Genomic DNA, 13,524 nt, shown 5'->3' on the forward strand with positions numbered 1-13,524 from the left:
TAGAGAAAAAAACAATTTCAAAATTTTCGAAAACATGACGGTTGAAGAATGGCAGGAAGTAGTTGAAGAAGAATTGTTGAATTTTCTTATTTTGTTAAAATAATTATACATAAATGAGTTTTAAGTTATTAGCTATACGTCCCTTAGAGGGAACTTCAAAAGACTTGATAAAATCACTAAAAATGGGTGAGATATACAAACTTTATAATGAATATAGTTATACGTTAGATAAAGACAATGATCACATTGCGAGTATAAATTATACACCTATTGTTCCGTCAAACTTATACGGTAAAAATATTAATGTTTCTGCATTAGTTGGTAAAAATGGAAGTGGTAAGAGCAGTTTGTTGGAACTTTTTTATTACGCTACTTTAATAAGTAATCTAGAGCATATAAATACTGATATTGAAAAAATTAGATGGTTAGATATGCCTTGTTGTGTAGATATTATCCTATTAAATGATCATGGAAATATTGAAATTATTAATATATCTCATAGATATATTAATATTCAAACGACCATAAGTTTGACAACTTTTACAGCAGAAGGGGGGGGGGATATTTTAAAATTCAACAAGACTGGTAATACAGTTTCTAATGGAGTAAGATTTAATTTTTACTCCAATGTAATTAACTATTCTATTTATGGCTTGAATTCTGAAACACTCCCTTGGTTAGATTACATTTTTAAAAAAAATGATGGTTATCAATTACCAATCGTAATCAGTCCCTTCAAAGAGAATGGTAACTTTAATATCAATAATGAATATTTATTGATGCAATCTCGTGCTATTTTTTATTCAAAAATTTTAGGCAAAGTAGAATTAATAGATGATATCTACATCGAGGATGTTCATTTTAAAATTCAACTAGATAAAATTTTAAAAATTACGGAACTAGAAAAGTCATCTTTTGATTCTCTAAGTCAATTTATATCAAATTTAGGAATTTCTGAAGAGGAATATAATAGACTTATTTTTGAAGAGAGTTTTGGGCTCATTAGCTTAAACACAATAAGAAATAATATTCCTTATATTACTTTTTCAAAAGATGATGGGGTATTAAATTATGATGATCTTTCTAAAAAAGATTTACTATCTAAAATTGATTTTTATAAGAGTTTAGTTTACCTGTACGTATTTAAGAAATTGTATAAAATATCACGGAACTATAAAAAATACAGAAAATTTCTTTTTTTATTTTATGATCTTAATTATTTTAATTTTAAACATGATTCATTAACTAATATTAATAACTCTGATTCGGAAGAGATAGTTAGAAAAAATATATTTGATTATGTTGCGAATAGTATTGGACTGGATACTTATGGTCAAAAGGAGACTTTAAATGAATATGATCTTTTTGAAATCAAATCATTGTTTCGAGATTTTCATGAAATTATATCTAATGATAAGACATCTAGATTCTATGAACTTTTAAATGGATATAAATTTGATTCTAAAAATGTCCGAAACAATATTAAACCTACTAGGGAAATAGTAGAAAAACTATATAATAGCAAGGAGTTTAGAGAGTTTTGTTTTAAAAGGTTTGTATTAGAATTAAATTATGATACAAGTCATATAACATTCAAATTAAATCAGGCAAAGAATTATTTTATAAATAATATTTTCGAAAGTATAGAAGTTGATAAAAGTGTACTGTCAAAAGACGATAAAGAGTTTACAGTTGAAATAAATATTAATAATGATTATTTACTTAATAAAAATAAAATTGAAGAGATTCCTTTAGCTGTATTTGAACATTCTATTCAAGTTGTTAAAACTGGTGAAAAAAAATCAGATGATAGAAATAAATTAATTAAAGATGGTGTATTGAAAACTTTTTCATATACATCTTTAAGTTCTGGGGAACAACATCTAATGAACAGTATGCTGACCATTGCTTACCATATTTATAATTTACAATCTGTCACTGAAGATTCTGGTTTGATAAAATTTAATAATATCAACTTAATCTTTGACGAACTTGAATTATATCTACATCCTGAATATCAACGTCAATATATATCCAACCTTATTAATTTATTAAATAGGATTGCAGATGTTACCAATTATAAAGAAATTAACTATAATATTTTGATGGTAAGTCATTCACCTTTTATATTGTCTGATATCCCTTCTGAAAATGTTTTAAAGTTAGAAAATGGTGAGTCGGAACCTAATGATTTAATCAATTCCTTCGCAGCAAATATATATGATTTATTAAAAGATGAATTCTTTTTAGAAAATGGTACTATTGGTGCTTACGCACAGCATTATATAAATAATTTAATCGAAGATATTGATAAACTTAAAAGTGATAGTACTATTGAGAAGATAAGTAATTTAAGAAAGAGGATAAAGATAATTGGTGAAGAATTAATAAAACAGGGTTTAGAAGATTTATTGGTAGAGAATATTGATTATAAGGAATATCAAATAAAGATTTTGCAGCAACGAATTGATGAATTAAACTCAAAGAACAGTTAATAATGAGGCGGATAGAACTTAGTAATGACTTAATAAAAAGAGTTGAAGATTTTAACAACAAAATTTTTACTACAAGAAGATTGACAGGACATAATCCATTTGTATTACCATTAAGAGGTTTAATTAAGTTATTTAGAGATGTTACAACAACAATTGATCAAAGGAACTATATAAGAAAATTATATAAAGAATATAACCAGCTATTAAATTTAAAACCATCGGAATTCACTAGTAAGAAAAATGAATTTGACGCTATCTATTATATTGATGGAGTAAAAAACTCTCCTTCTTCCAATTTTGGGAAAAAAGTAGTGGAGGCTTTAAGATATGATGCATATAGAGAGTCTGAATACCCTAAAATTCTTAATGAACTAGGATGGAATTTAAAAACATGCTTTTATTGTAATTATTCAGGGACAATAACTGTTTTAAATAATCATAAGTATACAACATTTTACGATTTAGATCATGTAATGCCTAAATCTATTTTTCCATTTTTAGCAACTTCATTTTTTAATTTTATTCCATCATGTGCAAATTGTAATCGTAATAAAACGAATAAAATTATACCTAATTTAAACCCTTTTTTTGAAGCAGGTGAAGCCAATACTAAGCTTGAAAGAGTTTTTAAGATTTCTAATAAGTCTAAAGTTGAATTCTATGTCTCAAATAACAAAGTTAAAATAGCGATTGAGGTTGAAAATACTATTAATAATATTAATCTAAACGATTATTCAGACATAACTGATTTAAAATTGCTATATAACACTCAAAAGCATGAAGTAGAGGAGATATTATGGAAGAAGAAAATTTATTCACAGACTTACATTAATGATATGAAAAAAATATTTTCTAGATTTTATTTAGATAAAAATCAATTGAATCGAATATTATGGGGTACTGATTTAGATGAAAATACAATTAATGATAAGCCATTAGCCAAATTTAAATTTGATTTAATTGTTGAGAAATAACATCAATAGATGAAATACACCGAACACCAATTAGAACAAGCTTATATCAGCCTTTTGGAGACAGAAGGCTATCAATATATACGGTAAGTAGGTTAATCCAACTTCTAATCAAGGGGTTTTGCTAAAAGATGATTTACGTGCTTTTTTATTGACTCAGCTATGTTGATTTGGAGGAAATAGAATAGGAAATTAAGTTGAATGCAGAGATGGCTTCTTTCGAGGATCTAGGTATAGACTACGAAGAAAAAGCCTTTTTTTTTTTTTATGATATCTTGGATATGATTTGCAAGCAGTATGGTTTTGAGTTTGATAACGACAAAATGTTGGAGCTAGCTCGAGAAATAAAACAGATCGTAGATAATACGGCGAAATATCTCAATTGTTCTGATCGTGATGACATCAAAGCGCAACTTTAGATGGATATCATCGTCAAACTGCATCAATATGGCTATCCACCAATTACGCAAGATGACGTGTAAAATAATGTATTAGAACAAGCTGAGAACTTTAAAAAGAATAGGTAATTTTTATGTCAACAATAATATACTTATTAAAAGCAAGTGAAGGAGACTGTTTCTTCGTAAGAGACATAGATGATGAAGGGAATGAAACTTTAATATTAATAGATGGAGGAACAGCGAGAACTTATCAAACTGCTATTAAAACATTTATTGATAATCAGAATATTAAAAAAATTGATTTAGTTGTATTAACTCACTCAGATGGCGATCATATACAAGGATTGGTTTCTTTTTTTAGCTCAGAATTAATTAAAAGTATTAATATAAAAGAGTATTGGGCGAATTGTAAAGATCAATTAAAGTTAGATAAAGTTCCTAAAATTTCGTTTGCACAAGTAGATTCATTTAATAATGAAATAATAAAAAATGAATCATCATCAGTACATAATAAATGGAAGGATAATATATTATTTCAATCTGATATTATAAATATAAAAATAGGATCGGTTGATATACTAGTTCTATCACCTTCTGAGTGGGAATGTAAAATATATAAAGAGAAATGGAATGCAAGTATAGAGAATATTTCAGTTCCAGCATCTAATGTTTCAACTTCTCAATTAGAAAAGGGGAGTATTGAAGAACTTGGGAAACAAGAATTTTCACCTCAAAAGACTTTAGAAAATGATTTTGTTAATGCTTCTTCAATTGCATTTCTGCTGAGAACATCAAAGATGTCTATTCTTTTTTTAGCAGATTCAAGACCAGAGGTAATTATCAAAACTTTAAGTGAATTGGGCTATTCAGATAAGAATAGATTATGTGTTGATTTTGTTAAAATTTCACATCATGGAAGTAAAAATAATACTAGTATTGGACTTTTAAATATGATAAAATGTAAAAATTTTATTATATCTACTCATGGAGGTGTAGGGAAATCTAAACATCCTGATAGAGAGGTTATAGCGAGAATTTTGAGCAGAAATAAAGATGAAGGAGAAGAAACAAATCTTTATTTTAATTATCCATTAAGTGAAATTGAAAGTAGAGCCGGAAAATTTATTATGGATGAAGAATGTGTGAAAAATAATTGTCGAATTTATGATAATCAAAGTGAAATAAAATATGAATGAAAATACTAGTGTCAAAATATCAGTTGCTTATGGAGAGAATATTAGTTCAGGTATTGTTCTTACGATAGAGAACAAATATTACGTATTAACCTGTTACCATTGTATAGTTGTTAATGATACCGATGTTCCGAATAGGGATTTGTTAACAATTGAATATTTCGAAAAGTTTGATTCACCTGATCCAGAGATTCTAAATGTTATTGAAATTACAGATTTTAATAGTAAAGTTGATTATGCTATTTTGGAAATCCATAAGCCAAATATTAATATTGTATATCCAAAATTTGCTCAACCCAAAAATGAGCTATCTGGTTACTCATTTAAAGGGTTTTCAGCAAAAAATCTAAATAGTCCAAGAGAGTTTCCTGTTCGTGTTAAGGATATTTCTACACATGGTTTTCTTTGCGCGTTATCTGAAGATACATTGTTTCAAGCTATAGAATTCGGACATGATGTAGCAAAGGGATTATCAGGAAGTGGTGTGTGTTACACTATACAAAATGAAAAGTATTTAATTGGTATTGTTAAACAACTTCGGGATGCTCAAGGTACATTTAATGACTTTTTCGGTGTTAACATTGAATGCATACCATTTTTCAATAACCTATTACAAGTATTACCTGAGTCATCTCAAATTATCCAACAAGTCATCATAAATTCTCACGATTATAAACAGATTAAAGAAAGAATAGAAGAGTTGGAAGCAGATATTGAGGATATATCTGATGTATCAAGGCTAGAGAAGAAACGAGAACTTTTACAAAAAGAGAGAGCCAAATTAACTAATTTAGAAAAATCTGTCACTAATTTATACAATGAACTTTCACAAGCAAGATATAATTTTGACTTTATCAATGAAGCGAAAGAAGAATTTTACAAAGGTAATTTTGAGAAAGCAAGAGATATATTAAGTAGTGATAAGTTAAAAAATAAATCCGATGACTTACTTGTTCAGGAGGAAAATTTGAAAGATGAATTAGCTAAAATTCAAGATTCTAAAAGAGAAATTTCTAAAGGATTTTTATTTAAAGCTTTATTAGAATCAATCAATTATGACAATATCGAGAGAGTGAATTATTCTATTTCTTTATTTAAGAAAAGTATTGAATTTGATGATAATTTTGAAAACAAATTTTCTTACGCAAATTTTCTATCAGATAATAATCTTTTTGAGGAATCATTAGAAGTCTGGAATAAAATTGAACAAAACATGAAAATGTTAGATGCTGAGAAAAATTTTGCAGTTTCTATGAATTTGATGAATCTTTGCTTAAATATGAATGATTATGATAATGCTAAGAAATATTATGAACAAGCTAAATTATTGAGGGAAAATATTTCTGATGATGTATACAATACGTTTATAATCAATAGCACTGAACTTAATAATGTATTAGGTGACACTTCAGAAATTTATAGGGATTTAATAAATGTAATAGAATATTATAAAAGTAAGAGCGATTTTGGTAGTGAATATTATCGAGCATTAATTTATTTAGCAACTACTAATATTAAAAATCAAGAATTTAATGAGGCAGAAAGACTATTACTTGAAGTAGCCAAATCGGCTTATTTTGAAGAGTATAAAAGCTCATATTATTTGAATTTATCAAAATGCTATGATGATTGGGCTGATTTATTTAAAAATAATGATGTTGATTATACTGATAAAATAAATAAAGCTCGCAAATATTTTGAGGAAGGGGAGAAATACTTTCAAGACAAAGTCAACATTTCGTCTGATAATGTAAGATTAAAATATGGTCAATTTTTAAATAATTATGGGCATTTCATTAATAAACATTCTCCACTAAGTCCTTATTCAGATATATTACTTAGTAAATCTTTAGAGATAAGAAAAGAGTTTTTCAATAAGGGTATAGATGCTCATGATGCAGATTATGCACAGGCTTTAAATATTTATAGTAATTCATTATTTAAGAAAGGTGATAAAGATCAAGCTTTTAAGGGATGGGACGAAGTTTTGGAAATATATCAAAGATTGGCTTTAAAATTTCCTAAGGTATATCAACTTGATGTTGCTATGGTTATGTATAATCTAGCGGAAATAAATAGATGTTTTTATAATGATTTAGCAAAATCAAAGGAATATTGTAACCAAATAATATCTTCAATGGAACCATTTTTAAAACAAATTTCTATGTCAGAAATTGATACAAATGCTGATATTGAGTCTTTTCCCAGACCGTTTAAATATACTCTTGGAGCTATGCAAATAATCGCTTCTATCGAAGGAAAATATTATGCTGAAGTTGTATTCGAGGATAAAACAATAAATATTAAATACTAGAATATGTTTTGTTAATTAGAAATCTTGTTACAAACAATAAAAATATCACATAATAAAAAAGCACCATTCAAAAGGTGGTGCGTTTTGTGGTGTAAATTTTGTAACTGATGGGTTATCAGTAACTCTTGAGGAGATGGTGATGATAGAAGTGAAATCATAAATTCAATTTTGTTTTTCTTGGATGGGTTGAAAATTTAATGAGGAAGAGATGAAGGTAGTTTTGTCATATTTGAAAATTCAATTTTATCTGCCCACAATGAATTCTGATTCTTACTCCATTTTCAAAAAGATAGAGAATGTCGTCTTTCTCGTCTGGTTTTGATTTCGGAATAATACAATCATTCATTTCTCTCAATGTCGAAGAGGAAAATGTAATTTCACCTAAATAAGCATAATCATCAAAGGTGCTATTTTTGTCTTGTTCAATAACTTTTAAGTAATTCACAGATTTATGAGTCAATACCAAACCTGAAAATTCATTTTTATCTACCCAAATTCCTATTGATTTTTTCCAACATAGTTTAATCTCCGTGGTATGTGTATATTCCGGAGATATGCACCCAGGATTTCCAGTCATATGCCCCCAATTTTCGTGACTGTGCTTCTTGTTTAGCATGACAAAGTTACTTTTTTTTACGTAAGCTTTCTCCTTTAATAGTAAACCTATGTGCCGTATGCACAATTCTGTCGAGTATGGCATCTGCGATTGTTTGTTCGGGAAAGACGTCGTACCATGCAGCCACAGGTAACTGACTGACAAAAATTGTGGATCTACGAGCATGCCGGTCCTCGATTATTTCCATCATATCATTCTGTTGTTGCCCATCTAAGGTCGTTAAGCCGAAGTCATCAAGGATGAGCAGATCAGTTTTAGCGAGTTTTTCCAGCCTTTTTATCAGAGCTCCCTCCAATCTGGCAATTTTTAGTGCGGGCAGTAATTTTTTCGTATTGTAATATGTCACGGAGTATCCCTGCCTGCAAGCTTGGTGGCCGAATGCTGTTGCCAGCTGCATAGATTTGCCCACACCCGTGGCTCCGGTTATCAAGATGGACTCTCCATTTTTGATATAATTGCCAACGGCGAGTGTACTGAGCATACCTGGATCAATTCCTCATTGTCCTCCGGTATCTATCTGTTCTAAGGACGCGGTATAACGAAAGTTTGCGTTCTTGAGCAATCGGTCGTAGCGGTTGTTCCATCTCACATCACTTTCGGCCTGAATGAGCATCTGCAGACCATCGATTAGAGAAAGTTCGTGTACTTTTCGTGTTTCATAATGTGTTTGTAGGCAAGCGGCCATGCCCGATAGTCGCAGTGTCTGTAATTTTGACTTTTGTTCTTCCATTTTTTTAGTTTGATTTTATTGATGTTAATTGTAATACCCCTTACCTCGGATGTTTTCATGTTCTGGCAATAGTGTCGTTTGTTGTATGGTGTGCTGCATCGTGGCAAGTGCACACTGCCGTATTATACCGGCTACCCGTTTGTATCCCAGCAGATCATTGTTGTATGCGATTTCACAAGCCTCTTCAAACACATCCGGCTGGGTCTTACGCTGTAGATTAAGCAGTCCATCACAGGTTCGGAAAGCGAGCTCAGGTGTCTTTTCCATATCAAAGATCCGTTTGATCAGTCGGGTCAGTCCGGCAGATCGCTGTGCAGCTAGGCCGATGTAGTAGTCCGGACTTCGTCTCATCTGATGTCCGTTATTGGAGGCAAAGTGCTCAAAACGGGTAGTGTATCCAGCACCGATTTCGCGAGGATGGGTTGCGATCTGTTTCCCTTCACAATAGATGTTGACCAATGTCCGGGTATAGATGACCTGTGTTTTTTTACCGATATACTGAAAAGGCACAGAATAATATCTGTTATCTCTTGCAAGCAAAACACAATTATTGGAGGCAACAACCACCTCCGCATAATATCGCTTTTCAAAGAGTTTCTCGGGCAGGGCTTTAAGTAAGTGCTTTTCATCTGCAAGAAACCGCTCTTGACGGCTGACAGGTTCCCGCTGCATTCGTGTCTGATTATGCTGACGTACCTTATCCATAATGGCTATATTGAGATCACCCAGGGAGAAGAACAACTGATTGCGTAAAGGACAAGCTCGCTGCTCCGATCCTGGTTACATTCCCCATCAATCGGAGTACGGTCAGCAATGAGGCGAGGGTCAACCTGGGCTTCTTTTCAAAGCTGATCAAAGAAACCAACCCTGAATTTGTCTATACCATCACCGGATATGCAGACAGGGGTACGGGGACACCGGCGATCAACGAGCGGTTGAGCAGGGAGCGAGCCGATGTGATCTACGATGTTCTGGTAAGGGAGTTCAAGGTGGATCCATCGCAGTTGAGGAAGTATCATAAAGGGGGTGTGGCCAATATGTACTACGACGACCCACGTCTGAGTCGGGCAGTGATCACCGTTGCAGATATCCTGCTGAACCCTGTTGATGTCTCCCGGTTCGGGTACGATCTTTTCGCAGAGCAGATCCGATCTTGCAGAGCGTGAAATGCTGTTAAGGGATTTCGCTAACCTGAAGAGATCTGCAAACGATATGATCTTCCTTTCGGACAGGGTCGGTGACCTACAGTCGGATGAAACTTGGAAGTTCATCCCCCAAGAAGATAGTATAAGGACGGACTCCACCCTGTTTTCCATCATGGTGGACAGCAGCTTCCGTGCACTGCCCAAGGATACGCTTATCCGTGCCAAGGCAGGCCTTCTGGAAAGGATATTCAGGGCCAGGGCAGATACGCTGGTAGTGGATAAAGGGGAACATATCCTGAACTTCCAGCAGATCGAAATGCTGAGAAAAGGGGTTCGGGGAATCCTGAGCAGGGACCGAATGAGCTATGCCGGTCGGGTTTCGGGACTGAAAGGGACCTTCGATTCCCTCAGGAAAAAGGAAAGGGACCTGATCAGGCTTAACTATCAGCTGCTTTCCAAGATGAAATCCGGTGTGGAGGATCTGAGGAAAATTGAAAGTGAGGCGAAACGGAAACTCTCCCTCAAAGAATCCAGGCTCCTCGGAGAAAAGACAGGTCTGTTTAGCCTGCTCCTTTCGATCTCCCTTATCCTGATGCTTGGAATGTTCGTCTTTCTACTTTATTTTCAGGTCAGGTCAACAGATTATGAAAGAAGGTTGGAGGAAAGGCGAAAAAGGGCCTCCAATATGGCTGAAGAGAAATCAACACTGCTGGCCAGTATCAGCCATGAAATCAGGACACCCCTGATTTCCCTGGAAGGGATGGTTGAGATGCTGAAAAGGGAACAGTCAAACGGTATGACTCCGGGGTTTCTTGAATCAGTTTCGAACGATATTATGGCCTTAAGCCACACGGTCACGGACATCCTTAACCTGAACAGTATTGAGGCCGGGGCCCTGAAGGAGAGCCCCTCATTCTTTGCCCCGGGAAAACTGCTGAATGAAATTGTCCGTCTAAACAATACCCTGGCCATCAAAAAGGGAATCGGATTGAATTATGTCCCGGGCTGTCCCGAGAATCTTGAGGTTATGGGAGATCCTTTTAGGACGAGGCAGATTTTACTTAACCTTGTTTCAAATGCCATTAAATATACCGAAGCGGGGAAGGTGACTGTTCTCTCGACCATAATAGAAGGGAAGAAAGGTCACGAACTCGAATTTGTTGTGAGGGATACGGGAATCGGGATCAGACCTGAAGACCAATCGAGGGTGTTCGAGAAATACTTTATAGGAGAGAAGAGGAACGGTTCCCAGGGATTTGGGATAGGCATGTACATAAGTAGGGTGTTTGCAGAACAGATGAACGGAAAGCTAACCTTACAGAGCAGGTATGGTAAAGGAACGAAATTTACCCTTAAAATCCCGATAGATGCAATGGAAATGAGGCAGGTAAAGGGTACGGTACCTACACTCAAGGACCTTGCAATTGACCTTCCAATAGTATTTATAGAGGACAATCCGATAAATCTGCTGTTCCTGGAGAGTTATTTCAGGGGATTTCCTAACATATATATCTTCTGCAAATCCCTAGATGCCCTGGAATTCATATTTAGCAATCCCGTACATTCGGTGGTCACGGATATCCATATGGACAATATGGACGGATGGACAGTTCTGAAAAAGATCAAGGAAGACCGCGATCTTCGCGAAATCCAGGTGATAGCCTATTCGGCCGATCCATACATAACCGAAAGGAACAGCTCGTCCTCGCGGTTCTGTTTCGATGGTGTCCTTAACAAGCCATTTAAGGAAGAAGAGTTTGTTGCTCTGATCCTCAAATACAGATAAGTAATATCCTGTATTAAGAAAGGATTGTTACAAGGTCATATTTACGCATTTCAGTAGGTGTTTCGGAAGGACCTTAGATATAACAACAGAATTCGGGGGGCTGATAGCGGATGATCGGGATCAGAAGATCGAAAGGAAAGCATTTCATTGTGGGATATTGAATGATCATCAGGCCCAGAAAGCATAGGAAGAAGGATACCAACCCATTCCTGTTATAAGAAAAGTAACCGAGGAATGGTGCGGCGCAATTACCGGCACATCAAGGACGATATACAGCAAATCGTCAATAGTGAGATCCAAAGAATGATGGATAATCCGAGACAGACGGGTTGATAGTGAAGAAACCGGAATGAATTTATTTGGTGATGATTAATATTGAAGACAAACATGAAAAAGATAAATATTGTCGGGCAGATTTGATTTATTTTTAATAACATGAATTTCACCCGTTCCGCGGCAAATATGTTTTGGTTTCGGCTGTTAATGTATGTATCCAATAAATTCGCTACCAGAAAAATAATTATGGATTTTACAGACCTATTGAAGCTTATTTACGAAAATGATCTTCTGAACTTAGCAAGATTGAAATTAGATGGTATTGACTTTTGTATGACTGAAAGATATGATAAAAGCAACTTACTAATAACATATGCAGGTTTTGGTTATGATCATAAATATCAACCCGAAGAATTAATAGATTTTCTTTTGGATTGTGGAATGGACATCAACCAAAAAGCAAATAATAGAGGAAATGAACTAACTGCACTTCATAAAGCTGTCGCTATAAAAAATTACAGAATTGTTGCGCATTTACTCAAAAGAGGTGAGCAAATGGACGTGCAGGAGATAAATGGAAACACGCCGTTGTGGACGGCTGTCATGAGCTTTCGTGGCAAAGAGGAGCATTTGAAAATAATAGAATTATTAATTTGCGAAAATGCATCATTGGACGTAAGGAATTTTCATCAAAGGCTGTCAGGGATGTGATAAATATGGTCGGTGGTGGAATCGATGCCGGGCTTAACAATAAGGAATGGGATTTGAGACATCTTCTAAAAGGGTAATTCCAAAACGGAATTTCTTATTTCACAAATAAAAGTTATTATGGGCGTATTTCTTTTTTCCACGTACGAATTAGATTCTACAGGTTCAGGAAAACATGATAAAATATTTAGAAAGGTATTGGATTACATTATCTATAGCTTGAATGATGCAGAATGGCAGGAACAAGTTTCAAAAAAGGTTAGAACCAGTAGCGACAGCCATAGGATAATCAAGATTTACCTTAGGCTTTATAATAAATTGAGAGTAGAGCAAAATGTTCTTAAATCATATTCAAAATTTGTCACCAAAGATGAGTGTCTTATTGTTGACCCTATTTTTCTACTGGACAAGTATATTAATCTTGGGGAAGAAATCATTCGAAAGGAAATTTCGACTAATTTGTTGTCTTATTTGGAGGAAATATTATTTAAATATAAGGATAGATTTAAGGATTTTGACGTTTCTAACTTTATTGATCCATTAAGATATAGAATGGAAGAAATTAAATCCAATCGGCTTTCTTATACGGGTAGTAATGAGCTATTAAATGACGATTTTGATTAAATTAATTAGATTGTTCAAAAAATGCGTCAGGTATGGTTCTGCTCTTGGCCGTTATCCTTAGGATCACTTTAATTCGGGATGAAAAAATAAATTTTAAGAGATCGGTGCTGAAAAGCCCTTTCTTTCTGCTCTTTTGTCGATGGGTGCCGGTGGAGGTGTTTTTGTCAATGGTTATGCCGAATATGTTGTTTTGGAGAGACCTTGGTGCCGGCATGATTTGATCTTGGTTGATTGGTAGAAAAGGATCATTGTTTAGGTTTGGAAC

General features: G+C 33.7%; 11 protein-coding genes and 1 pseudogene. 9 read left to right on the forward strand and 3 right to left on the reverse strand.

Annotated elements, in window-relative coordinates; genetic code table 11:
* Nucleotides 1-113: 113 nt before the first annotated feature.
* The 5 genes from E0Y80_RS17265 (at nt 114) to E0Y80_RS17285 (ending at nt 7,374) form a co-directional block, all read left to right on the forward strand.
* On the forward strand, nt 114-2,495 hold the full coding sequence (locus tag E0Y80_RS17265) for an AAA family ATPase (RefSeq protein ID WP_156308929.1): 2,382 nt from the start codon (nt 114-116) through the stop codon (nt 2,493-2,495).
* Nucleotides 2,496-2,497: 2 nt separating this feature from the next.
* Nucleotides 2,498-3,469: an HNH endonuclease gene (locus E0Y80_RS17270; protein WP_156308930.1), complete on the forward strand. Its 972-nt coding sequence runs from the start codon at nt 2,498-2,500 to the stop codon at nt 3,467-3,469.
* Nucleotides 3,470-3,663: 194 nt separating this feature from the next.
* Complete coding sequence (locus E0Y80_RS17275; RefSeq protein ID WP_262885871.1) at nt 3,664-3,885, forward strand: DUF3387 domain-containing protein; 222 nt, start codon at nt 3,664-3,666, stop codon at nt 3,883-3,885.
* A gap of 113 nt (nt 3,886-3,998) precedes the next feature.
* A complete protein-coding gene (locus E0Y80_RS17280; RefSeq protein ID WP_156308931.1) occupies nt 3,999-5,063 on the forward strand; it encodes a ComEC/Rec2 family competence protein in 1,065 nt (354 codons plus the stop codon).
* Complete coding sequence (locus E0Y80_RS17285) at nt 5,056-7,374, forward strand: coiled-coil domain-containing protein (RefSeq protein ID WP_156308932.1); 2,319 nt, start codon at nt 5,056-5,058, stop codon at nt 7,372-7,374. The genes E0Y80_RS17280 and E0Y80_RS17285 overlap by 8 nt, the downstream gene beginning before the upstream one ends.
* A 223-nt stretch (nt 7,375-7,597) precedes the next feature.
* Here E0Y80_RS17285 and E0Y80_RS17290 read toward each other — a convergent pair whose 3' ends face one another.
* The 3 genes and pseudogenes from E0Y80_RS17290 to E0Y80_RS17300 all read right to left on the reverse strand — a co-directional run bounded on the left by E0Y80_RS17290 (nt 7,598) and on the right by E0Y80_RS17300 (nt 9,425).
* The gene (locus E0Y80_RS17290) at nt 7,598-7,990 is read right to left on the reverse strand and encodes a hypothetical protein (RefSeq protein ID WP_156308933.1); all 393 of its coding nucleotides are present in this window, start codon (nt 7,988-7,990) and stop codon (nt 7,598-7,600) included.
* A gap of 7 nt (nt 7,991-7,997) precedes the next feature.
* Nucleotides 7,998-8,720, reverse strand: a pseudogene (gene istB, locus E0Y80_RS17295) (IS21-like element helper ATPase IstB).
* Nucleotides 8,721-8,744: 24 nt separating this feature from the next.
* Nucleotides 8,745-9,425 (reverse strand): Mu transposase domain-containing protein, encoded by a 681-nt coding sequence (locus E0Y80_RS17300; protein ID WP_156308934.1) that lies wholly within the window; start codon nt 9,423-9,425, stop codon nt 8,745-8,747.
* 86 nt (nt 9,426-9,511) lie between these two features.
* On the opposite strand from E0Y80_RS17300, the gene E0Y80_RS21025 reads away from it, so the two are divergent.
* From E0Y80_RS21025 to E0Y80_RS17320, 4 genes are all read left to right on the forward strand, one after another.
* Nucleotides 9,512-9,886, forward strand: coding sequence for an OmpA family protein (locus E0Y80_RS21025; protein ID WP_394350246.1), 375 nt, complete (start codon nt 9,512-9,514; stop codon nt 9,884-9,886).
* A complete protein-coding gene (locus E0Y80_RS17310; protein ID WP_156308935.1) occupies nt 9,828-11,651 on the forward strand; it encodes an ATP-binding response regulator in 1,824 nt (607 codons plus the stop codon). Before E0Y80_RS21025 ends, E0Y80_RS17310 begins: the two co-directional genes overlap by 59 nt.
* 522 nt (nt 11,652-12,173) lie before the next feature.
* Entirely contained in the window at nt 12,174-12,638 is a 465-nt protein-coding gene (locus E0Y80_RS17315; RefSeq protein WP_197091646.1) for an ankyrin repeat domain-containing protein, read from the forward strand.
* A 117-nt stretch (nt 12,639-12,755) separates the two neighbouring features.
* On the forward strand, nt 12,756-13,259 hold the full coding sequence (locus E0Y80_RS17320; protein ID WP_156308937.1) for a HicA family toxin-antitoxin system: 504 nt from the start codon (nt 12,756-12,758) through the stop codon (nt 13,257-13,259).
* Nucleotides 13,260-13,524 lie beyond the last annotated feature (265 nt).

The sequence above is a fragment of the Sphingobacterium endophyticum genome (genome assembly GCF_009733535.1).
In the GTDB taxonomy this organism is placed as follows: domain Bacteria; phylum Bacteroidota; class Bacteroidia; order Sphingobacteriales; family Sphingobacteriaceae; genus Sphingobacterium; species Sphingobacterium endophyticum.

Bases quoted from the DNA above. Each gene is read 5' to 3' on its own strand.
- E0Y80_RS17270 (WP_156308930.1), top strand. From the start codon at position 2,498: ATGAGGCGGATAGAACTTAGTAATGACTTAATAAAAAGAGTTGAAGAT.
- E0Y80_RS17300 (WP_156308934.1), bottom strand. From the start codon at position 9,425: ATGGATAAGGTACGTCAGCATAATCAGACACGAATGCAGCGGGAACCT.
- E0Y80_RS17285 (WP_156308932.1), top strand. From the start codon at position 5,056: ATGAATGAAAATACTAGTGTCAAAATATCAGTTGCTTATGGAGAGAAT.
- E0Y80_RS17265 (WP_156308929.1), top strand. From the start codon at position 114: ATGAGTTTTAAGTTATTAGCTATACGTCCCTTAGAGGGAACTTCAAAA.
- E0Y80_RS17290 (WP_156308933.1), bottom strand. From the start codon at position 7,990: ATGCTAAACAAGAAGCACAGTCACGAAAATTGGGGGCATATGACTGGA.
- E0Y80_RS17280 (WP_156308931.1), top strand. From the start codon at position 3,999: ATGTCAACAATAATATACTTATTAAAAGCAAGTGAAGGAGACTGTTTC.
- E0Y80_RS17315 (WP_197091646.1), top strand. From the start codon at position 12,174: ATGGATTTTACAGACCTATTGAAGCTTATTTACGAAAATGATCTTCTG.
- E0Y80_RS17310 (WP_156308935.1), top strand. From the start codon at position 9,828: ATGTCTCCCGGTTCGGGTACGATCTTTTCGCAGAGCAGATCCGATCTT.
- E0Y80_RS17320 (WP_156308937.1), top strand. From the start codon at position 12,756: ATGGGCGTATTTCTTTTTTCCACGTACGAATTAGATTCTACAGGTTCA.